This window comes from Flavobacterium sp. H4147 (assembly GCF_029360735.1).
Lineage (GTDB): Bacteria > Bacteroidota > Bacteroidia > Flavobacteriales > Flavobacteriaceae > Flavobacterium > Flavobacterium endoglycinae.
Window position 1 is genome coordinate 230,708 of sequence record NZ_JARKNB010000004.1, and the last position, 22,551, is coordinate 253,258.

General features: G+C 33.6%; 21 protein-coding genes. 6 read left to right on the forward strand and 15 right to left on the reverse strand.

Annotated elements, in window-relative coordinates; translation table 11 throughout:
• The first annotated feature begins 145 nt into the window (after nucleotides 1-145).
• The 4 genes from P2W75_RS18350 to P2W75_RS18365 all read left to right on the forward strand — a co-directional run bounded on the left by P2W75_RS18350 (nucleotide 146) and on the right by P2W75_RS18365 (nucleotide 6,500).
• Nucleotides 146-526: a hypothetical protein gene (locus P2W75_RS18350; RefSeq protein ID WP_276381578.1), complete on the forward strand. Its 381-nt coding sequence runs from the start codon at nucleotides 146-148 to the stop codon at nucleotides 524-526.
• A 181-nt stretch (nucleotides 527-707) separates the two neighbouring features.
• Complete coding sequence (locus P2W75_RS18355) at nucleotides 708-1,790, forward strand: efflux RND transporter periplasmic adaptor subunit (protein ID WP_207295156.1); 1,083 nt, start codon at nucleotides 708-710, stop codon at nucleotides 1,788-1,790.
• 110 nt (nucleotides 1,791-1,900) lie between these two features.
• The gene (locus tag P2W75_RS18360) at nucleotides 1,901-5,068 is read left to right on the forward strand and encodes an efflux RND transporter permease subunit (RefSeq protein WP_207295157.1); all 3,168 of its coding nucleotides are present in this window, start codon (nucleotides 1,901-1,903) and stop codon (nucleotides 5,066-5,068) included.
• Nucleotides 5,061-6,500, forward strand: a complete 1,440-nt coding sequence (locus P2W75_RS18365) for a TolC family protein (RefSeq protein WP_276381579.1) — start codon at nucleotides 5,061-5,063, stop codon at nucleotides 6,498-6,500. Before P2W75_RS18360 ends, P2W75_RS18365 begins: the two co-directional genes overlap by 8 nt.
• A gap of 89 nt (nucleotides 6,501-6,589) precedes the next feature.
• Here the strand turns inward: P2W75_RS18365 and P2W75_RS18370 are convergent, their stop codons facing one another.
• The 14 genes from P2W75_RS18370 to P2W75_RS18435 form a co-directional block, all read right to left on the reverse strand.
• The gene (locus P2W75_RS18370; protein ID WP_276381580.1) at nucleotides 6,590-7,942 is read right to left on the reverse strand and encodes a GH1 family beta-glucosidase; all 1,353 of its coding nucleotides are present in this window, start codon (nucleotides 7,940-7,942) and stop codon (nucleotides 6,590-6,592) included.
• A 211-nt stretch (nucleotides 7,943-8,153) separates the two neighbouring features.
• Nucleotides 8,154-8,366, reverse strand: coding sequence for a hypothetical protein (locus P2W75_RS18375; protein ID WP_276381581.1), 213 nt, complete (start codon nucleotides 8,364-8,366; stop codon nucleotides 8,154-8,156).
• Nucleotides 8,367-8,378: 12 nt separating this feature from the next.
• The gene (locus P2W75_RS18380) at nucleotides 8,379-8,786 is read right to left on the reverse strand and encodes a hypothetical protein (protein WP_207295161.1); all 408 of its coding nucleotides are present in this window, start codon (nucleotides 8,784-8,786) and stop codon (nucleotides 8,379-8,381) included.
• Between the two features lie 33 nt (nucleotides 8,787-8,819).
• Nucleotides 8,820-9,176: a DUF4359 domain-containing protein gene (locus tag P2W75_RS18385; protein ID WP_276381582.1), complete on the reverse strand. Its 357-nt coding sequence runs from the start codon at nucleotides 9,174-9,176 to the stop codon at nucleotides 8,820-8,822.
• A 79-nt stretch (nucleotides 9,177-9,255) separates the two neighbouring features.
• Complete coding sequence (locus P2W75_RS18390) at nucleotides 9,256-10,323, reverse strand: type I restriction endonuclease (RefSeq protein ID WP_276381583.1); 1,068 nt, start codon at nucleotides 10,321-10,323, stop codon at nucleotides 9,256-9,258.
• A gap of 175 nt (nucleotides 10,324-10,498) precedes the next feature.
• The gene (locus P2W75_RS18395; RefSeq protein WP_276381584.1) at nucleotides 10,499-11,395 is read right to left on the reverse strand and encodes a hypothetical protein; all 897 of its coding nucleotides are present in this window, start codon (nucleotides 11,393-11,395) and stop codon (nucleotides 10,499-10,501) included.
• A 5-nt stretch (nucleotides 11,396-11,400) separates the two neighbouring features.
• Nucleotides 11,401-12,669 (reverse strand): ABC transporter permease, encoded by a 1,269-nt coding sequence (locus P2W75_RS18400; RefSeq protein ID WP_276381585.1) that lies wholly within the window; start codon nucleotides 12,667-12,669, stop codon nucleotides 11,401-11,403.
• 3 nt (nucleotides 12,670-12,672) lie between these two features.
• Nucleotides 12,673-13,068 carry a hypothetical protein gene (locus P2W75_RS18405; RefSeq protein WP_207295166.1) on the reverse strand — a complete coding sequence of 132 codons (396 nt, stop codon included), beginning with the start codon at nucleotides 13,066-13,068 and terminating at the stop codon, nucleotides 12,673-12,675.
• A 13-nt stretch (nucleotides 13,069-13,081) separates the two neighbouring features.
• Nucleotides 13,082-13,372, reverse strand: coding sequence for an excalibur calcium-binding domain-containing protein (locus P2W75_RS18410; RefSeq protein ID WP_276381586.1), 291 nt, complete (start codon nucleotides 13,370-13,372; stop codon nucleotides 13,082-13,084).
• A gap of 5 nt (nucleotides 13,373-13,377) precedes the next feature.
• The gene (locus tag P2W75_RS18415) at nucleotides 13,378-13,599 is read right to left on the reverse strand and encodes a DUF4236 domain-containing protein (RefSeq protein WP_276381587.1); all 222 of its coding nucleotides are present in this window, start codon (nucleotides 13,597-13,599) and stop codon (nucleotides 13,378-13,380) included.
• Nucleotides 13,600-13,685: 86 nt separating this feature from the next.
• Nucleotides 13,686-13,844: a hypothetical protein gene (locus P2W75_RS18420; RefSeq protein ID WP_207295168.1), complete on the reverse strand. Its 159-nt coding sequence runs from the start codon at nucleotides 13,842-13,844 to the stop codon at nucleotides 13,686-13,688.
• Between the two features lie 144 nt (nucleotides 13,845-13,988).
• Entirely contained in the window at nucleotides 13,989-14,657 is a 669-nt protein-coding gene (locus P2W75_RS18425; protein WP_276381588.1) for a response regulator transcription factor, read from the reverse strand.
• Nucleotides 14,658-14,663: 6 nt separating this feature from the next.
• Nucleotides 14,664-16,406, reverse strand: a complete 1,743-nt coding sequence (locus P2W75_RS18430; RefSeq protein WP_306801543.1) for a tetratricopeptide repeat protein — start codon at nucleotides 16,404-16,406, stop codon at nucleotides 14,664-14,666.
• Between the two features lie 16 nt (nucleotides 16,407-16,422).
• Nucleotides 16,423-16,611, reverse strand: coding sequence for a hypothetical protein (locus P2W75_RS18435; RefSeq protein WP_207295170.1), 189 nt, complete (start codon nucleotides 16,609-16,611; stop codon nucleotides 16,423-16,425).
• Between the two features lie 347 nt (nucleotides 16,612-16,958).
• Between P2W75_RS18435 and P2W75_RS18440 the strand changes: the two genes are divergently transcribed.
• Both P2W75_RS18440 and P2W75_RS18445 read left to right on the forward strand, forming a co-directional pair.
• Nucleotides 16,959-17,897 (forward strand): hypothetical protein, encoded by a 939-nt coding sequence (locus tag P2W75_RS18440; protein WP_276381589.1) that lies wholly within the window; start codon nucleotides 16,959-16,961, stop codon nucleotides 17,895-17,897.
• A 109-nt stretch (nucleotides 17,898-18,006) separates the two neighbouring features.
• Complete coding sequence (locus P2W75_RS18445; protein ID WP_276381590.1) at nucleotides 18,007-18,420, forward strand: lipocalin family protein; 414 nt, start codon at nucleotides 18,007-18,009, stop codon at nucleotides 18,418-18,420.
• A gap of 102 nt (nucleotides 18,421-18,522) precedes the next feature.
• Here the strand turns inward: P2W75_RS18445 and P2W75_RS18450 are convergent, their stop codons facing one another.
• A complete protein-coding gene (locus P2W75_RS18450; protein WP_276381591.1) occupies nucleotides 18,523-22,542 on the reverse strand; it encodes a PAS domain S-box protein in 4,020 nt (1,339 codons plus the stop codon).
• Between the last annotated feature and the right edge of the window lie 9 nt (nucleotides 22,543-22,551).

Below are 22,551 nucleotides of genomic sequence, written 5' to 3' on the forward strand. Positions count from 1 at the left end.
ATCCTAACTTAAATTTTTTTGTAAGATTTTTTATCGTCTTATTTACAGGGAGTTAATCCTTGAAAACGTTTTCGTTTTCAGCAAGTGTTAAACCTTGTTAAAAAATCTTTTTTTCTTTGGATTCTTTTATTACTTTCGCACCGAAATGAGAAAGTTAATAGTATTTTTAGTATTCATGAATATGCTTCTGTTTGGCGGAGGCCAATATCTGAATGCAAATACTTTTGGCGCTCAGAATCACCATCATCTGCAAAAACACAGGGTTAAATTTACTAATCAAGATCGCGGAACTTCAATAATTGAAGATGCTGCAGATGTTGATCTAGAAGAAGATCTTGTAGGAGGAGACGATGTTGATTTACTTACGAACAAATATTTTGCTGCTTCGTATAGTTTGGTAGACACTTTGTATCTGGCACTTTCAGATCAGTCTGCAGCGAATGATTCCAATCGTTTTAAAATTTCTACGCCTGTCTTTGGGCATTCAAATCCTATCTATATTACTCAACGAGTATTAAGAATTTGATTTAAAAATATACATCGGTTACCTGAGTTATGATCTCTGCGTATCTGCTGTTGTATATTATTTTACTACTTCTGCTTATATGAAGATTAAGGTCTGGACTAAGGCTGACTGATGCATTTTAACATCCAAAAGGAATTTTCATTCCAAAAAGCATTCAATCGCTTAATTTCCAAACTAAATCATGAAAAAAATCATTGTGTTCACGGGCTTAATGGCCTTGATGTGTTTAACGAGCTGCACATCTAAAAAAGAAGAAAAAGAAGAAGTTGAAAAATTCACGGTTACTAATCCGGTAAAAATCGACACTTCATTTACTAAAGAATATGTTTCACAAATAAAATCAGTTCGCAATATCGAACTACGCGCCCAAGAAAAAGGGTTTTTACAAAATATATATGTTGATGAAGGACAGTTTGTAAAAGCTGGCCAGCTGTTGTTTAGAATTATGCCAAACATGTATCAGGCAGAATTATTAAAAGCACAAGCAGAACAAAAATCAGCAGAAATCGAATTACAAAATGCTAAATTGCTGGCTGACAAAAATATCGTTTCTAAAAACGAATTAAGTGTTGCTCAAGCAAAATTACAATCAGCAAAAGCTGAGGTATCATTAGCAAAACTTCATTTATCATTTACAGAAATTAGAGCTCCATTTGATGGAACGATTGACCGTATTCCTTTAAAACTAGGAAGTTTAATTGACGAAGGTGAATTATTGACAAGTCTTTCAGACAACAGCCAGATGTTTGCTTATTTCAACGTTTCTGAACCAGAATATCTTCAGTACGAAACCAATATTAAAGACCGTGCAGACAACAAAGTTTCTTTGGTTTTAGCAAACGGAGATATTTTTAAAGATAAAGGAAACGTTGAGGTTATAGAAAGTGAATTCAACAACGAAACCGGAAATATCGCTTTCCGAGCAAGATTCCCTAATTCTGGAAAATTGCTTAGAAATGGTGAAACTGGACAGGTTCAAATGAACGTTCCTCTTAAAAATGCTATCGTAATTCCGCAAAAAGCAACTTACGAGATCCAAGATAAAAAATATGTTTTTATAGTTGATAAAAACAATAAAGTAACTTCAAGAGAAATCACGATTACAGGTGAAATTCCTGATCTATACGTGATTAAAAGCGGTCTTACAGAGAGCGATAGAATCTTACTTGAAGGTGTTCAAAAAGTAAAAGAAAACGACAAAATTAAATTCGATTACGAATCTCCTAAAGAAGTGATCAATCATTTACGCTTAAAAGCAGAATAAATTAAAGTATTCAGTCTCAGTTTTAGTATTTAGTCCTTTGTGGCGAATTATAGAATTGGTGCTGGCTGCGTATTGATTTTCATTTAGTTTAATCATTTAAAAGATATAAAATGTTTAATAAATTTATTCAAAGACCTGTTCTTTCGATAGTAATATCGTTGATTATTGTCTTTTTAGGGGTATTGTCGGTTTTAAATTTACCAATTACCCAATTCCCTACGATTTCACCTCCAATGGTGAACGTTACCGCAGACTATCCTGGGTCTAACGGTGAGTTGATGATTAAGGCGGTTGTTATTCCTTTGGAAAGAGCCTTAAACGGGGTTCCGGGAATGAAATATATGGCTTCTGATGCTGGTAACGATGGAGAAGCTACTATTAAAGTAGTTTTTAACTTGGGTACAGATCCAAATCAAGCGGCGATTAATGTTCAAAACCGTGTGGCTTCGGTTACCAATAAACTTCCTCCTTTGGTAATTAGAGAAGGTATTAAAATTACTCGCGAAGTTCCAAGTATGTTGATGTACGTGAACCTTTACAGTACGGATAAAAATACCGACATGAAGTTCTTATACAACTATGCCGATATCAACGTACTTTCTGAATTAAAAAGGGTAAATGGTATTGGTTCTGGGGATATCTTAGGAACACGTGAATATGCCATGCGTATCTGGTTGAAACCAGACCGTATGCTGGCTTATAAAATTTCTGCTGATGAAGTAATGGAAGCATTATCAAGTCAGAGTTTGGAAGCTTCTCCAGGTAAAACGGGAGAGAGTTCTGGTAAACGTTCTCAAGCATTCGAATATGTATTAAAATATTCAGGACGTTTTACCACAAAAGAACAATATGAGAATATCGTAGTAAAATCAAATCCAAACGGAGAGCTTTTACGCTTAAAAGATATTGCAAAAGTTGAATTTGGAAGCTCTATGTACGATATCTATTCTAACTTGAATGGAAGACCATCTGCGGCGATCGTATTAAAACAATCTTTTGGAAGTAACGCGAATCAGGTTATTGAAGAAGTAAAAGCGAAACTGGAAAAAATCAAACAAAAATTCCCAAAAGGGATGGATTATGAGATTTCGTATGACGTTTCTAAATTCCTTGACGCTTCTATCGAAAAAGTAATTCATACTTTGGTTGAAGCCTTTATTCTGGTAGGTTTAGTAGTATTCCTTTTCTTAGGAGACTGGCGTTCTACAGTTATTCCAGCAATTGCGGTTCCAGTATCGCTGGTAGGAACTTTTGTGTTCATGACATTCTTCGATATATCGTTGAACTTAATTACATTATTTGCTCTAGTATTGGCAATCGGGGTCGTAGTCGATGATGCGATTGTGGTTATCGAAGCCGTTCACGCCAAGATGGAAGAAGAACACTTGTCGCCATTTAAGGCAACTAAAAAGGCAATGCATGAAATTGCGGGGGCGATCATTGCCATTACGTTCTTAATGGCGGCGGTATTTATTCCAGTGGCGTTTATGTCGGGACCTGTTGGAGTATTCTACAGACAGTTCTCGGTTACTATGGCAACTGCGATTATTCTATCTGGTATTGTAGCATTGACCTTAACTCCTGCGCTTTGTGCGATGATGTTAAAAAACAATCATGCTATGCCTAAAAAGAAAACGCCTGCAAACCGATTTATTGACGCTTTCAACGAAAAGTTCAATTTAGCACAAGGTAAATATCAAAATGTATTAGGTAAAATTGTTGACAGAAGAGTAGTAACAGTCGTAGCGCTTCTAGGATTCTGTCTTGGAACATGGATTATCAGCAGCAACGTGCCTTCTGGATTTATTCCTAATGAGGATCAGGGAATGTTCTATGCCGTTATTCAGACACCTCCGGGATCTTCATTAGAAAGAACCAATAATATTGCAGAAAGAGTTCAAAAAATTGCAGAACATATTGATGGCGTAAAATCAGTTTCTTCATTAGCAGGTTATGAAATCCTTTCAGAAGGTACAGGAGCAAACTCAGGTACTTGTTTGGTGAACCTTAAAGATTGGAGTGACAGAAAAGAATCTGTTATTGAGATTATGCATGAAATGGAGGAAAAATGTAAAGATATTACAGGTGCTAATATCGAGTTTTTCCAACCGCCAGCGGTACCTGGATATGGTGCTGCCGGAGGATTTGAGCTTCGTTTGCTAGATAAAACAGGTTCTGGAGATTATAAGAGAATGGAACAGGTAAACAATGATTTTGTGGCTGAATTAAATAAACAGCCTGAATTATCGAATGTTTTCAGTTTCTATAGTTCAAGTTTCCCTCAGTATATGATGAAAGTGGATAATGATTTGGCACAGCAAAAAGGTATTTCTATCGAAAATGCCATGAATACGTTGTCAACTCTTGTAGGAAGTAACTACGAAATCAGTTTTATTAAATACGGAATCAACTATAAAGTAATCGTTCAGGCTTCTCCAGAATATCGTGCGCTGCCAGAAGATATTTTGAAATTGTATGTGAAGAACAATCGTGATGAAATGGTGCCTTATTCTGCTTTTATGAGATTAGAAAAAGTGTACGGACTTTCAGAGATTACACGTCATAATATGTACACTTCTACACAAATTAGTGGTTCTGCAGCAGCAGGTTACAGTTCTGGAACGGCCATTAAAGTAATTCAGGAAATTGCAGCTAAAAAATTACCAAGAGGATATGACATTGACTGGGCAGGTATTTCTGCCGATGAGGTGGCACAAGGTAATCAGGCAATATGGGTATTTTTAATCTGTTTAGGATTCGTATACTTAGTGTTAGCTGCCCAATACGAAAGTTTTATTTTACCATTATCTGTAATTCTTTCTCTTCCTGCGGGTATTTTTGGAGCTTTCCTTTTATTAAAAATAGCTGGATTAGAAAACAACATTTACGCTCAAGTAGCCATGGTAATGCTTATTGGATTATTAGGTAAAAATGCCGTGTTGATTGTTGAGTTTGCGATTCAAAGACATGCTACAGGTATGTCTGTGTTACAAGCTGCAATGGAGGGTGCAAAAGCAAGGTTCCGTCCAATTTTGATGACTTCATTTGCTTTTATTGCGGGATTATTACCGCTGGTTTTTGCAACTGGTCCTGGTAAAATTGGTAACCGAACTATTGGTACTGCTGCGGCAGGAGGTATGCTTATAGGAACCATCTGCGGAGTATTTGTAATTCCAGGCTTGTATTACATTTTTGGCCGAATTGCTGAAAAACACAAGCTGGTAAAACATGAAGAAGAAAATCCATTAACAGAAGAAATTGATAACAATCATGTATAAAATCAAATTATATCAATACAGTATTGCATTGAGCTTATGTCTTGCCGTGGCAGGATGTAAGGCTCCTGCAGCTGAAACAGCAAGTACAAGTACACCAGTTCCGGAAGCATTTGGAAATGAAAAATCTCAGGATACAACCAATACAGCATCTTTAAAATGGAAAGAATTTTTTAAAGATCAAAATTTGGTTGATCTTATTGATATTGCGTTGAAAAACAATCAGGAATTGAATATGACTTTGCAGGAAATCGAAATTGCAAAGAATGATATTCGCGTTCGAAAAGGACTTTTACTGCCAAGTGCCGGTATTCGTGCAGGCGCTGGAATTGAAAAAGTAGGTAGATACACGAGCCAAGGAGCTGGTGACGCTACTACAGAAATCAAACCAGGTGTTGAAACTCCAGATCCGCTGGGAGACTTTACAATTGCGGCATATGCAAACTGGGAAGTAGATATCTGGAAAAAACTGCGTAATTCTAAAAAAGCAGCTGTAAACCGTTATTTAGCAACAATTGAAGGTAAAAACTTTGTAATCACTAATCTAATTGCGGAAATCGCTGATTCGTATTATGAATTATTAGCTTTAGACACGCAGCTGGATATTGTAAAACAAACTATTGAATTACAAAGCAACGCTTTGGAAATTGTAAAAGTTCAAAAGCAGGCCGCAAGAGCAACAGAACTAGGCGTTCAGAAGTTTCAGGCTGAGGTTTTAACTTCAAAAAGTTTAGAGTTTGATATTCTTCAGAAAATTAAAGAAAACGAAAACAAAATCAACTTTTTGTTAGGACGTTATCCGCAGGAAATCAAAAGAGAGAAAACCAATTTTACAGATCTGCTTCCAGCAGCTGTAAGCTCAGGAGTTCCATCTCAATTATTGATGAACCGTCCAGATGTGAAACAAGCTGAATTAGAATTGGTTGCTGCAAAACTGGATGTTAAAGTTGCTCGTGCAGAGTTTTATCCTTCATTAGATATCTCAGCAGCAATTGGAGTTCAGGCTTTTAAACCGTCTTATTTGTTTACATTTCCTGAATCATTATTGTATTCATTAGCAGGAGATTTAGTAGCACCGCTTATTAACAGAAATGCAATTAAAGCAGAATTTTCTAGTGCAAATGCAAGACAGCTTCAAGCATTATACAATTACGATAAAACCATTTTAAATGCTTATTTAGAAGTTTCAACCCAGCTTTCTAAAATCGAAAATCTTCAAAAAGGCTACGATTTAAAATCACAGCAGGTTGATGCTTTAAACCGATCTATCGACGTTTCGAATGATTTGTTTAAATCGGCAAGAGTAGATTATTTCGAGGTTTTAATGACTCAGAGAGATGCATTAGAAGCTAAACTGGAATTAGTCGATACTAAAAAAGAACAATTAAATGCCGCGGTTCATGTTTACAGAGACCTTGGGGGCGGATGGAAATAATTTTGCCAGTTAATTTGTAGAGGAAAAGCCTTTCGGAAGTAAAATTCTGAAAGGCTTTTTTATTGTTTAGCCGTTAAAAAACAAACTTATTAAGAAAGAAAATCTTTAAACCAAAATCCCGAATTTTTGATGGTTCTTTTCTGAGTTTCAAAATCAACATGAATTAATCCGAATCGGGCATTATAACCTTCTGCCCATTCGAAATTATCCGTCAAAGTCCAAACAAAATAACCATCTACATTTAAACCGTCTTTTTTGGCTTTCAAAATCTGTTCTAAATGATCCTGAATATAATGCGTTCGTTTTATATCGTATACTTTGTCATTGGTAACGGTATCAGGAAAAGCCGCACCATTTTCGGTAATAATGATCTTTCTGATTCCGTTATATTCGTTGAATTTTTTCAGAATATGATACAAGGCTGGCGGATAAACTTCCCAACCCATGTCGGTTGAAATCACGTTTCTTTTTTCGGCACTTACCAATTCGGCACCAATGTATGGCGTGAGGAGAGAATATTTTACAATTTCACGCGTATAACATTGCAGGCCTATAAAGTCAAAATCAAAATCGAGATTTTTTAAATCATCTTCGAGAATATAATTGTTGAGTTTTTTAAGAACTGGAAGATCTTTCTGCGGATATCCCAATCCTAAAATAGGTTCGATAAAAGTTCGGTTTAATAAGGTATCCACACGTTTTGCAGCTTCAATATCTTTTTGGTTTTCTGTTGCTGGTTCAATGTGTGTACAAGAAAATGTAGTTCCAATATTTGCCTGTGGAATTCTGTTTCGGATTATTTTTCCTCCAGCAGCTGTAGCCAAAGTAACATGATGAATGGCTTTTAGGTAATTGGTAATTCCTCTTTTTCCGGGCGCGTGAATTCCTAGAAAATAACCTGCTCCAGTAAAAACAGAAGGTTCGTTGATAACCATCCAGTTTTTGACGCGATCGCCAAAGTATTGTACACAGATTTCGACATATTCTTTAAACCACGAAACCGATTCACGATTGGTCCATCCTCCCTTAACTTCGAGTGCATGTGGTAAATCCCAATGATAAAGTGTTATCCAAGGCTCGATTCCAGATGCAATTAGCGAATCTATAATTTTATTGTAATAGTCGATTCCTGCTTGATTGATAGGGTGATTGCCAGTGGGCATAATTCTAGGCCAGCTGATCGAAAATCTAAAATTCGGAATATTTAATTCCTTAATTAAATTAATGTCGTCCTGATAAGAGTTGTAAAAATCACAGGCAGTTATAGCATGATGTCCGTTTTTAATTTTTCCTTTTTGAGAAGTAAAAACATCCCAGATAGAAGAACCTTTTCCGTCGGCATCATGTGCCCCTTCAATTTGGAAAGCAGCGGTAGAAACACCCCACAAGAAATCTTCACCAAATTGGTTTTTGTTCAAAAATGAGCTTTCAATTTTATTCATTCAATAGTACTTTCCTTGTATTTGTAAAATGCTTTTTAGTGTAGGAAAGAAGATTGCATAGCTCTTAAAAAAAGCCATTCTTTGAATGAAACTAGGAATTTTAGGTTAAAGAATTTCATAACGATTAGTTTTATTCAAATTAAAAAAACTAATGTGAAATTATTGTAAACACATTATTATCAAATGATTAAATATAAAAATGGGAAGATAATTAATCTTCCCATCCACATAATGTCAACCCATAACCCTGAGCTTGTTTTAAGGTTGTTTTTACCACTTCGCTGCGGCAGGAACTGAGTCCGCGGCAGGTTTCTTTGAAATGGTATTTTTTTGCTCCTGTCGATCCGCACATATAAACTTTTGTTTCTGGCGGTCGAAATGAGGTTAGGTAAATAATAATAAGTAAGAGTAAAGTATATTTCATTGTAGTATTTTTTTATTTAACGACCAGATCGTATTCATTTCCTTTTTTGTCAACAGCTTTTAATTTTCCATGTGAAATCCATTCGGTATTGATTTCGATTTCGGCGGCACTGTCGGCTAAAATTCCGGCTCCGTATTTCCCCTGAACATTTATATTTCCATAAACCGAATCACCACTGATATTTATTCCTTTTACATCATAATTGTATTCGTAATTTCCGGGATTTCCAGTTCTATATTCGTATTTATAAGTGGTATTTACGTGATAGGTTTTGGCTTCTTCGGCCGTAATTGTTTTCCGGTCATCGGCTGTCACTACTGCTTTATAAAATGAATTTATCTGAGGTGGAGGCGGCGCTTCAGCATTTTTACAGGAAAATATAAATAGTAACACAAATAAAATTGAGTAGTTTTTTGGCATAGGCGATGTGATTTTAAAAGTAAAGTTGTCAGCTTATTTATTCTTTATTGCCTCGTCTATTTTGCTTGATAAGAATACATTTCCTAAAAAACCAACGCCAATAGTTTTAGTTTTTCCTTCGTAAGTTACATTCGTAGTTGAAAATATAATATAATTAGATGATGAAACCATATTGTCTACCATCATGTTAATCATTGATTGTGCTAAAACATTTCCAGCTTTAGCCCATTGATCATTATCATTGTTATTTATTTTATTGTTTTCTTTTTCTAAAAAAGTATTCATTTTTAATTTAACTTCTTCTTTATGTTTATCCGTTTCAGGATTTGTTAAGGCGGCAATGATAACAAATAATAAAAATCCGATAATTAGGTAATGCTTTGTTTTCATGTTTTTCAAGGTTTATGATTATCTATTTGTTTTATGGTGAGATAAATCTACTTAGAATTAAATTCATTGGAATAAGTACTTATACGGGATTTAATTCTGTTTCATAAAGTGCTATAGTTTCAAGTAATTCTTTTTCATATTGATAAATATCATCGATGGATGAAATTGCAGTTTTAACTTCAGTTTTGTTATTATTAAAAAGGCTGATATATTTCTTATTGCCATTTAAATGAAGTCTGCATAGAGGTTTTCGATTGTTATCATCCAATAAAATTCCAAAATACGATTGAGTATCGCGATGAATTATTCTATGTATTGGTAGTTTTCGACGCAAAATTGCAACTACAATTCGGTAACCATCAAGTTCTTCTTCGGTTGTAACAACTTTGCTATCATCTTCAATTGCTATAATTTCTTCATCCTGTTGTTTGATGGTTTCTTTAGTTAAAGCTGCATTCAGACGATCATTTATCTTATCATTAATTAGCTGACTTACTGATTTTTGAACTAAATCTTTGAATTCATCAACTACCTTTTCAGTAAGTCTTCCGGTATAAATTCTACTGGCAAATATTTTTGTAAAATCGTTTGAAGGTTCATCTAATTCAGCTCCAAAAATCTTTTTAATTTCTTTGATATATTTTAAAGAACTTGCATTACTTACAATGTTATTGACATCAAAATTAGCTTTGTGAAATTTTGCAATCTCATTAATCGTACTTTCTTTTAGATTACAGATATCAAATTCAAGAAATGGTTTTTCATCCATTTTATTTTGATCGTCTAAATCAGTAAAAAACTGGTAATTAATTCCATTGGTCAAAAGTGCAAAACGAGTTTTTGTAACATGGAAATAGCGAAATAATTGAGAGTTATGGATGGTTAGTTTTTCTTTCCAGCTTTTACATTCAACAATTATAATTGGTTCGCCATTTTGAAATATAGCGTAATCTACTTTCTCTCCTTTTTTTAACCCCAAATCAGCAGTAAACTCGGGGACAACTTCGAGTGGGTTAAAAGCATCACATCCAAGAACGTGTATAAAAGGAAGTACAAAAGCATGTTTTGTAGATTCTTCGGTTTCAATTTTATTTTTTAACTGATTAATTTTATCAGCTAAGGATTTTAGTTGAATATTAATTTCCATTGTTTTTGATTTAAATTATTTTCCAAATGTAAAATCAATGCAAATCATTATTTTATGGGAAACCGTAAGTAGTTTTTTAATTTAGAATTTTTAAAATTCGGTATAAATTACTTATTATTGTTTCTTTTAAAAATGCTTATTTGTACTTGATTTTTACGTAATTGTTTCGTTTTGATTATTTATTAAGAATAAAATCTTTAATAATTTTATCCATGTTAGAAGGTAGGTCGGCATTTTTAATTTCGAAATGTTTTACATTCATTTCTGAAAGCCATTTTGTCCAATACGCTTTAATGACTTTTTCTTCGAACGGATTGTTTTTACTAGGATTTATTCCTAAAACCAAGACTTCAAGATTCGATAAGTCATGGTCTGATTTAATAAAACCGAAATTTTCTTTTTCGATTTTTTTCTTCCAATCATTCGTGTTTAAGCCATTTTGTTTTATTAACTGTGGAGTTAAATAGTTTGATAGACTGCTGTTTTTTATCTGCGATCCTTCATAAAAAATATAACCATCTGTTAAAATAACAAGGATATTTCTATAACCTTTTTCGATGCATTGGTCAGTGACTTTGCTGTCAAAAAAGTTCCAAATGTCTGAGCCAACATAATTGTCATCTTTTATGGCTGATTCATAAATCGTTGTTGTTTTTGCGGCATAAGTATCGCTTATAGAATTCAATAGTTTTTTAGACGCATTGTCTTTGTTAACAGTAATTCGTAATTGATTAGCGATGGAATTTATCTCAGGATTTTCCGGTTCAGGATTAAAGAATAATTGCATTTTATCATCAATCTGCCTCATTCTTTTTGTTTTTAAATGTTGTGAAAAAGCTTCGGAAACTGATTTTATATATCCTAAATCTCTCTGGTAAAATTCCATCGTTGGATTTGGATTTTTTTTAGTGCTGATTCGGTCTGATAAATCAACTAGAATACTGATGTTGTAGTTTTCAGAAACAGCGCTTTTAATGGCAGTTTCTTTTTCTTCATTTTTGGTTTCTTCTTTACATGAAAAAACTAGAATCAATAAAAAGAATAAAAGTGATTTGTGTAAAGTATTTTTCATAAATATTAATTTTTAGAATATACTAAATGTTGAAAATCAGGATCGATTAGATTTAATTTGCTTAAATGCTCTTCAGAATATAACTCACAGTTTTGCAGAAGTTCTTCTTTTTCTTTATAAGGTAAGGCTAATTCAGTACCAATTGCCTGAAACCAACCTTCTTTATATTGATGATGATAATGAAGATATTCTTTTACAGGAAAAACAAAGCCGTCAATTTTAGATTGAAGTTCAGAGATTCTGCCATTGAAGATGACAATTTGCTGTTTGAAATCATTGATTTTGTTGATGTAATCGGTTTTTTGTTTTTCCAGATTAAGTAGGTTTTCTTTTCGGCCTCTTATAAAAGCTCTGATTTTATCAATGTTTTCAAATTCTTTCATGACAAAGTCAAATACAAGTCCCCAGATAATGTAAACTACGAAACCGGCAAATATGATCATCCAGAATTCTGGTTCGCCTAGAGCAATGTTTAAATTATAAGGAGATGATTCTGTCGTTTTATTAAACTCATAGATTTTTTTCTCGATGATATAAGCCAAAAGAGAATCGAATAAAAAGGTAATGGCAAAAAGTGATACAAGTCTGAAGATGTTTTTTATTCCCTTGCCTTTTTGAACCATGTGTATAACATAACCCAATCCCATAAAAACAAATGGAATAGTGGTTACTAGAACTCCTTCGAGCCAGCTTGCTTTAAACGCATTTGTAAAGGCATCAGCATCAAATATAGCAGCTGTTAAACTGTCGTTTGAAAATTCCTTGAAAAAGGCAGAATAAGAAGCTGAAATATAGAAAACCAAAACGTATAATGTAATTGGTAACAGAAGAATTAAACCAATATAAAATTGGGCTTTAAGACCTTTTCCTTCTTCAATTCCGTATTTATCAGGATTGCGTTTTACTTCGATGATTTCGTTTTTAATCTTGTCCATATTATCATTGATATCTTGCTCTTTTTTTTCATAAATACCAATTGCTGTTTCAGACTTTTTGAGTTCGGTTCTGTTTTTTTCCTGTTCTTCGCGATACGGTTGTTTTAATCTGTCTTGTTCCATCTTTTGTTTTCGGCACTGATCTTCAAAACTCATGTATAAATTTTGAAGACATGCTTTTAAAACAATTGGCTTTCCTGTTGCTTTTACCGAAGCTGCGAAACCGCTTTGATAATAGGTAATTCTAATTTGTTCTCTGTCTTCTTCATTTTCTTCGAAAGATTTAAAAGAAGAATCTTCTGTTTTTTTTAAACTAAATAGTTGTGAAAGTGGTTTCATAGTTTAAGCGTTTAGTTGACTAATAATTTCTTCTTTGCCAATGTTTTTCTGGACACAATCAATAAGATAGTCAGATAAATCATTGATATTTTCTTCGACAAAATCAAATTTTCGACAGTATTTTCTAAGCATATTTAATTCGTCGTCTGTTATTTTTCCATCTGCCCAGATAATTCGGGTAAGATCATAGAGATATTCAATTTTTGTATTTAAAGCTTCTGGAACTATAAATTCAGTATTAATAGGATTTAGAAAAAGTTTGTCAAGTTCTTCTTTTGGAATTCCTCTTTCATCTGCAAAATGATACAGCATTTGAAGTTCTAGTACATTAAATTGTTCGTCAGATAATGCCATTTGGTATAATCTTAAAAAATGGCTTTTTAGTTCTAGTGTTATCATGTTTTATGGTTTTTTATTTTAGGGATTCACATGCTTTTCCATCTCCATCGGCATCTAAATTTTTATAACAGCTTCTATTACTGTCATAAGTTGCCTGAGCTTGTGCCTGAGTTGAAAAATCACCACAAGTTTTTGTTGGACAATCAGATGATTCGGAACATGAAATCATTGAACTAAAAGCAATAAAAACCAAAATGATGAGTATGCATCCGTTGTTTTTGTTTGAGAATTTGGATCTGTTATTGGCAAAATGCCCTTGGACATATGTCCCGTCTTTTCTGTAATATCCTCTTCGATATCCCATAATAATTAAAGTTTATAGATTAAAAATGTAATTAGTCCTGTGAAGACAAATAGTACAAGGCATCCGCTATTTTGGTATCGTACTCCAGGAATGCCTGTTTTAGTCGAATAGCCATTTTTACTAAATGTGCCCATTTTTGTTCTGAAACTTGGAGAAATTCCGGATTTACTAATGTTAACCCCAAGACCGCCTCCAAGCTTGATTCTTTTTTGAAATCGAAAGCCCATGATTTTTTAGGTTGGTTATTAAAGTTCTGATGAATAAACCTCTTTTGACATACCTATAATTCATGGCAATTGAAGTTTAAGATTGATTATTTTCTTTTCCTGTAGTGATTATGAGTACTTGAGTTTTTATATTTTCCTCCTTTATGAGAACTGCCTTTTCCTCCTTTGTAATGACCGCTTTGAGCTTCAATACTTCCTCCTAAGATTAAGAAGAATACACTAAATAGAATAGCTGCTTTTTTCATGATTTTAATTTTATATTGATTTATAATTCAAATGTAAAACCAATCAAAACCAATATTTTACGGAAATCCATAATCCGAAAACTTTTGCTTTGGGAAATAAAAAAAGCTCCCGAAGGAGCTTAAAATATAGTGTAGAAAGAAAATTTAAATAATTCCCATGTCTTTGGTAATCGAAACCAGATGAACCGTATTATTGGCTTTAAAAAAGTCTTTGAGTTTGGAAAGTCGTTTTTCTATGGCGCTTTTGCTATTTGGTTTGATATCTGAGCTTTTAAAGATTTCTATGATTTCATCTTGTGATGTTCCAGCAGACAAATGTTTTAGGATTTTAATGTCTAAATCGTCTATTTCGTAATTATTCTTTTCTTGTAAGGCAGAAGCAACTTCTGGCGAAATGAATTTTTGATCTGAAGTAGAAATTACATTCATTGCTTTTTTCAGCTCTTCTATACTTGTAAGACCTTTAAGCACAAAAGCGTCGACTCCATCATTATCAAAAAGTGATTTAATTCGGTAGCTTTTATCTTCTACAGAATAAGCAATGATTTTAATATTAGGTTGTAATTCACGGACTTTTTGAATCAATTCGTCACCATTTTCGATTTTTACCTCACGGTGATCGGTTTTAAACGAAAGATCGCTGATTAATAAATCATAAGGTTCATTGTCTTGAATAGCTCTTCGGATTTTTAAAAATGCATCATCACAATATTTGGAATGCTGAAAATTAGCAATCTCTAAATCTTTCAGTACCTGAATGATTCCTAAATTCATTGCATCAAGATCCTCGGCTATAATTACTTTTTTAAACATAGGCTTTTATTTAGGCATTGTTATTTTTACTTTGAAACCTTTGTCGGGTTCAGTGTCAAAAGTAATAGTTCCTTTTATGGCTAGAATACGGTTTTCCATATTTTGTAAACCATTTTTTATAATTTTTGATTTTTCGCAGCCTTTTCCGTTATCAGTATAATTTATTAATACGTTATTAGAGGTGTTTTCAAATTTTACAACTACAAGAGGAGCCGCGCTATGTTTTTTCATATTAACCATCAATTCCTGTAATACGCGCTGTATAGTAACCTTTTTTTCATCTTCGATGTCGTCCCAGCTTATTTTTTCAATATTGGTAATAATGACATTAGTATTTGGAGTATTATAGGTTGAAAGCATTTCTTTAAGATTACGAGAATAATAATTTCCAGTATCGACATTACTGTTTTCTCGTGAAATTCCGCGGACTCTCGAATAAATATGATCCAGTTTTTGTAATAGTGTTTGTTTACTATTATCAGTTGTTAAAGATTGCGTTTGTGTATAGGTAATAACATGAAAAACATCATTAGCGAGTTCGTCGTGTATATCTTTCGCGATCCGAGTTTCGGTATTGTATGCCGTTTTGATTTCTACAAGACGAGTTCTGTGTTTATGACGTTTTATTAAATAGGCAATTAAAAGAAATAAAGAAGCTATTCCTATTATGTAAAAAATTCTTTGGTATTCTGCTTTTTGGAGTGCGAGCTGATTTTCGGCTCTTTCTAAACGTAACTTTTGATTTTCGTCTTTCTCCTTCTTAGAATCGTATTTTATTTTGGCGAATTTGTTTTTATAATTGTTTCTGATTTTAGTGATGCTGTCGTTTATCGAAATGTATTTTTGAGCATAGTGAGTACCAGCTCCATTAGAAATTAAAAAAGCCAAAGCCTTTAAACGTTCGTCAACACTGTTTGATTCTGTTGCTATTTTATACGCCGCAAGTGAATATTGATTTGATTTCTGCGTATTATCTCCCGCATAAAATTCAGCTAGGTGCAGATTACTCTCAATACTTCCGTAAAGATCATTTAATTCGGTTCGTATCTGAAGACTTTCTTTCATATATAAAAGTCCTTTTTCGGCATTTCCTTTTTTGAAATATGCAAATCCTAAATTGTCAAGAATTCTGGCTTGTGTTTTTAAAAAGGCATTATCGGTTAATTTTCCTTTAAATAAAATTGATTCAAGTATATTAATGGCCTTATCATATTTATTCTGTAATATATACACGACGGCAATATTATTTAAAGGAGCTTTTCTTGAAATAGAATCTTTACAGTCTTTCAAGGCTTCTTTGTAATAATAAATAGCATCTTGATAAAGTGAGAGTTCCTTGTCTGCTATTCCAAAATGGTTATTGATTGCAGCACTGTAAATGTCTTTTTGTTTAATATAAGGAAGCGCTTCGGTAAGAGTTTCTTTGCTGCCATAATAATCGCCGTTGATCTGCTGAATAGCAGCCATTTGTATAAGGTTGTAAATGGTATTGGCGCTGTCTTTTAAATTCTCAAATGTTATTTTAGATTTATTAAAACTGTAAAATGCACTGTTATAATTTTTGTTTTGAAAATTTACAAGAGCTTTATCCCGTATTATAATCGCTTTTTCTCTTTCTGCATTGCCTTTCGGTAAAATAATAGCAGCTTCTTTTTTACAGGAAAGAAGGCAAACAAAAAAGAGGAAATAAAAAAACGGGGAACGCAGCATAAAACTTACTTTCCCCGAAAGTACTAATTTATAGTACATATTTATTTTAAATTCATTATTTTTTTGGTGGTGGAACCGTTATAGGTTCATCACCGGGACCATCTGGTTCACTTGCTTGTGTATCTGGAATAGAATCCTTTCTTATTTCTGTTTTTTGATCAGTTGTTTCAAATCCGTCAGCGGTACAAGAGAATAATGTAGTTGACATTAGAGCAAACGCTCCCCATAAAAAAATCTTTTTCATAATAATTGATTATTAAAGTTTTTGTTATAGGCATGGCCGTTCAGAACGATTCTGAATCTCGCTTATGCCCGATTTTTTGGGAAGTGAATTGCGTAGAACAGTAAGATTTTCATCTATACTTCCCGGATAAAATCCGCCTTACGGTTTTCCGCATTTTTTGAATAAACTAGTTTTGTAAATTTGATTTTTGAACCTGCAGGTCAAATCGTTAACTAATTTTGTTGAAGCAAAGTTATATCGCTTGTAGAGCTGTAGAGATACGGAATTCCGGGAATTCCGATTTAGTTTTTTTGACCCTTTAAAATATCCTAGAAAATCCTAGAAAATCTTAAAAAATCCTGAATGCTATGCGAATTATTACTATTGAAGATTTTAGAAAAGCTGTAAAGGCTCATTATGAAATTGTAAAACACGGTGAGTATTCAAATCATTTTGATCCTCCCTCTCCAGCAAATCTTAGGAAGTTATGTTTGAAAATATTTAGATCTATTAATAATCAGGATGATTTAGACACTTTCTTTTTGTTTTTTGGATTCAATTTCGATGGTACAAGAAAAAATCTATTTAAAGACGATTTGCATAAATTTAAACCTATAGGAGCTTTTTTAAGAGGAGAAACTACGACTCCTACAGAAGATACAATATATTTTACCGCTATACTTGTGAATTTTCAGCCTAGACCTTTTAACAAGTTTAAGAAAGAAATTGGAGACGAGGAGTTAAAGATTATAAGAGAAACAAAAGATATTTTAGTTCCTCATGAATCTATTGATGAAACAACAAATGAAGATTCACAAAATATAGAAGAAGAAGTTAAACAAGAACAGAAAAATGAAAATGCTCAAATCTTAATAGATACAGCAAAAACAACATATCCGTCAGATGTAAAGCCGAAATCTCTAGTCAATCTTCCAAAAACATTAAAATATATTGGATTTACTACAGTATCAACTTTTTGTTTAATAGCAGTTTATTTTATGTTCTTCTATAAACCATGCATGCAATGGTCGGGAGATCATTTTGAAAAAGTAAGCTGCGATTTAGAAGTAAATGGAATTGGAAATTTTAATGTTGTAGAGCCTTTTGATAAAACTATTTTTGATTTGAAGAAAATAAATGTCTGTGATACCACTCCGTGTTTTGATAAAAATGGAGAAGCAGTTGTATGGTATGCTAAAACCGCAAATGGTATTGATTTTTTTAACGGACATGGCAGACATCCTGAGACTAATAGCCCTTTACGCCCCGTTACGAGATATATTTTGAATAAATATGTCAAGAAATGATCTTTTTTTGCTAAAAATGAAATTTATGTAAATCAAAACAAAAATCATGGAATTTAATGTAGGATTATACTTTTAATTTAGCAGTATAATTTTTAAACAAAAATCTACCATGAAAATTAAATCAATATTATTAGGATTATTAAGTATCAGTTTTTTTGCAGTATCTTGCAGTAACGATGATAACGAAGGGGAAACAATTGTTCCATTACAAGGGAAATACAATTTAAGTAAAACGGGAACAATTGTAAACGGACAGGAAGTGTTAGTCGATGCACCACAAAATGAAAGTGAATGTAGTAGAGATTATCTAGAATTAAAATTAAGTAATGTAGCTGTTATAGGTGATTACGATGGTGATAACTGTGCATTAACAGAAACTACAGGAACTTATGTAAGATCTCACAATGATTTAACAATTACTATTGGTAATGTAAGTAGTGTAAGCGACATTATGAATCTTACTAATAAAGAATTGAAAATAAAAGATAAAACTACTGGTATAATTACAGTTTATACTAGATAAGAAAAATTGTTTCGAGATAATTTCAATTCGTTTTGAACTGAAATTGAAAACGGAAATGACTTTGCAGTTATTTCCGTTTTTTTTGAAGTTATATGAAATATTTTATTCGAGTGGAATATAAATATCGAAAGAAGCTCCTTTATTGATTTCGCCTTCGGCGGTTATGATTCCGTTGTGGTTTTCGACAATTTTTTTAACGATGGCTAGACCAATTCCAGTTCCGTTGTAACGGTCTCTTCCGTGCAGACGTTGAAAAACATCGAATATCTTTTTGCTGTATTGAGATTCGAAACCAATTCCGTTGTCTGAAACTATAATATGGCAATAAGTAGTTTCTGGTAATAAATCTTTGTTTTCAAGAGTAAAACCTTTCGCGATTTCACTTCTAATTTTAATTACTGGCTGAACATCAGGTTTGGAAAACTTAAGCGAGTTGCTGACTAAATTGTATAAAAGTTGTCGAAACTGAAACGGAATAATATTTATTTCTTCAATGTCATTACTTTCAATTATAGCATTTTTTTGTTCCAGTTCTTCTTTTAAATCTTCTTTTACTTCATCGATAATTTTAGAAAGCTTCGTTTTTTCGAATTTTCTTTCTTGAATATTGGTTCTAGAATAGGAGAGAAGGTCATTGATTAATGTCTGCATTCGCTGTGCTGCGTTTTGCATTCTTTGGAATTTATCTTTTCCAGAATCTGATAAGTTTTGGAATTCTTTATCAATTATCTGCGAAGCAAAGGTTTGTATTTTGCGTAAAGGTTCCTGCAAATCATGACTGGAAATGTAAGCGAAAGACTGAAGCTCTTTATTCATCTGCTCCAATTCTATATTTTTCTGCTCTAATTCTAAGGCATTGAGTTTTATTTTATCATCGGCTTTTTTCTTTTCGGTTAGATCGTGGGTTACTTTTGAAAAACCAATAACCTCCTTGTTTTTATTATGAACGGCAGTAATGACAACATTTGCCCAAAATAAATTTCCGTTTTTGCGTACGCGCCAGCCTTCTTGAACCGCACGGCCTTTCTCTCGGGCTCTTTGCAATAAAGTATTTGGCAGGTCGTTGAGCTGATCTTCGGGAGTATAGAAAATCGAAAAATATTTTCCGACTATCTCTTCGGCTTTATAGCCTTTGATTTTTTCGGCTCCAGCATTCCAATTTTCGATAATTCCGTCGTGATTTAAATATAAAATAGAGTAATCCTGAACTTCTTCAACCATTAAATGATAACGTTCTTCACTCTTTTTAAGTGATTCGTACATTTGGCTGAGTTCTCTAGTTCTGGCAGTAACCTGTTGTTCCAGTTCTTGTGTAAATGCTTTTTCGGTATGAATATCTGTAAAGGCGCCTACCCATTTTATGATTTTATTATTGGCATCAAATACAGGTTCGCCAATTACAGCATGCCATCTATAACTTCCATCTTTTCTTAAAATACGTACATCATATCTAAAAACTTCTCCTGTTGCAAGGCTGTAACTCCAGATTTTCATACCTTCTTCAAAATCTTCAGGATGCACCATTGCTTTCCAGTCAGTATCTTGTTTAGGTTTTTGTCCCGTATATTCAAGCCATTTTCCAGAGGCGAATAATCCATTTCCTTTTTCATCGGTTTCCCAGATTAATTGCGGAATACTTTCGGTTAAGGAACGGAAACGTCGTTCGCTTTCTTCGATTTTCTTTCGTGCTTCGACTTTTTCGGTTACATCAATCATGGTCGCTCTAATTCCTGAAATTGTATTATCGGAATCATAAATTGGAGCATATTCAAAATCGATGTAAAATAAATGTTCTCCATCGTCTCCATAAATAATAATTGGAGATTCAATTTCAGAATGAACATTTCCGGTGGCATACACTTCTTTCAAAAGTCGGCCATATTTTTGTTTTAGGAGTTCTGGGAAAATTTCAAATAAACTTTTCCCGTGGACACTGCTTTCTTGCTTTTTCCAGATATTTTCCAAAAGCGCCACATTGGCCATTTCGATAACCATGTCATCACCTTTTAAAATGGCTTTTGGAACAGGCGATTGCATAATTAAATTACGGAATCTTTTTTCGCTTTGTTCAAGTTCCTGCTGATGATTTTTTTCGGATGTAATATCTCTTACTGTACCAATTAATTTGTCTGGATTGCCATTTTTATCATAAAAAACTTTTCCTTTTCCTTCCAGCCAATGAATGGTTTTATCATGCCAGATGGTTCTAACTTCGTAATGAAGGTTTCCTGTAGCAAGCGCTTCTTTAAACGCTTTGTTACGGATATGCATATCATCAGGATGTAAATGTTGCAGCAATTGCTCGTGCGACAGCATAATTTCTTCTTTATAACCACCAACCACTTCGAGATAGCGTTGTGAATATCGTGGTTCACGGGTTTTAGCATTTAATTCCCACGTTCCGAGTTCACTAGCCGATACAATTGTATTTAAACGGTTTTCGTTTTGTTCTATTTTTTTACGAACTTCCACTTTTTCGCTGACTTCAGTAACCGTGACAATAATACCATTGATTTCGCCATCTTCTTCTCGTAAGGGATAATAGAGGAAATCAAAATAAGAAACTTCGTTTTTTCCGTATCGGTATAACGGAATTGGCATTTCGTTTCCGTGATAAGGAATTCCAGTGGTTAAAACATTTTCTAAAAGAAGGCTTACTGTTTCTTTTACTTCTGGAATAGAATCAAATAAAGGTCGGCCGACAAAGCTTTCTTCTTCGCGGTCGACAATTTTTAAGTACGATTCGTTAGCCGATTCTACGACAAATTCTGGTCCGCGTAAAATGGTAATTCCAAGCGGAGCTTGTTTTACAGTATCACGAAAACGCTTATTAGCGATTTCTACTTTTTTCGAAGCCATATGTAAATCTGTAACTTCGGCAGCAGTGTTCATAACCGCATATACGTTTCCGTTACTGTCGAAAAGAGGAGTAAAACTATAATTAAAATAAAACGATTCGAGTTTATTGTTAACCACCAGATCAACTCGGGCATTTTTGTTATGAAACGATTTTCCGGTTTCAAAAACGCTTTCAACCTGCTGAAAAATAGATTGATTTTCAAGTTCGGGAAGGATTTCGCGATATGATTTTCCAATTACATCCGGTCCTTTTCCCCAAACTTTTATAATGGATTCGTTGGCAAGTTCTATTCGCATTTCTCTTCCCACGTAAACACCAATTGGAAAAGGTGCGTTTTCAACCATCTGCCTGATTTTTTGTTCGCTTTCTTCTAGTTTGGTTCTGGCCACCACCTGATCAGTTACTTCCACAGCAATGGCGACTACTCCAGAAATGCTTCCGTCAGAATCTGTTAAGGCTTCATAGATGAAATTGACATACGTGTTTTTGGTTTTCCCATTTCGGGAAAGTTGTACCAGTCGTTCGTTGGCTACAAATTTTTTCCCGGTACTGTAAACATTCTGAATAAGTTCTTCTAATCCTTGATCTTTTATTTCCGGAAGAACTTCAAAAATAGATTTATTAATTACTTTTTCGTCTTCTGTTTCCCAAAGTTCGATCATTTTTTTGTTGGCAATTTCAACCACATGATCTTTTCCTCTAAAAACACACATGGCAAGCGGTGCCTGCATAATGTTGTTTCTAAAACGGGTATTTTTTTCTTCTAGAAGATCGGCAGCTTTTTTCTTGGCTGTTGTTTCGATTACGGTTACCAAAACACCTCCAACTTCTCCATTTTCTTGCTTAATAGGCGAATATGAAAAGTCAAAATAACAAGTTTCAATCGTTTCGTTTCGGTTAAGCGGAACCATAAAATCTGTAAAACTAACTGATTTTCCCTTGACAACATCGCCAAATATTTGGCGTGTTAAGTTCCAGATTTCAGGAAAAGTTTCTTTTGGGTTGCTTCCTAATGCTTTTGGATGTTTATCTGCACTAATAATTTTGCAGAATGCATCATTGTATAATTGTGTTAATTCCTGTCCCCATGCGATGTACATACCAAACTGATTGTTGAGCATTACAGAGGTCATGGTACGCAGACTATTGGGCCAGGTTTCAGGATCACCTAATGGGGTTTTGCTCCAATCTTTCGATCGGATTAATGCTCCCATTTCTCCGCCGTCGGCTAGAAAGTAATGTTCCTTATTGGTTTGGCTCATTAAAAATAA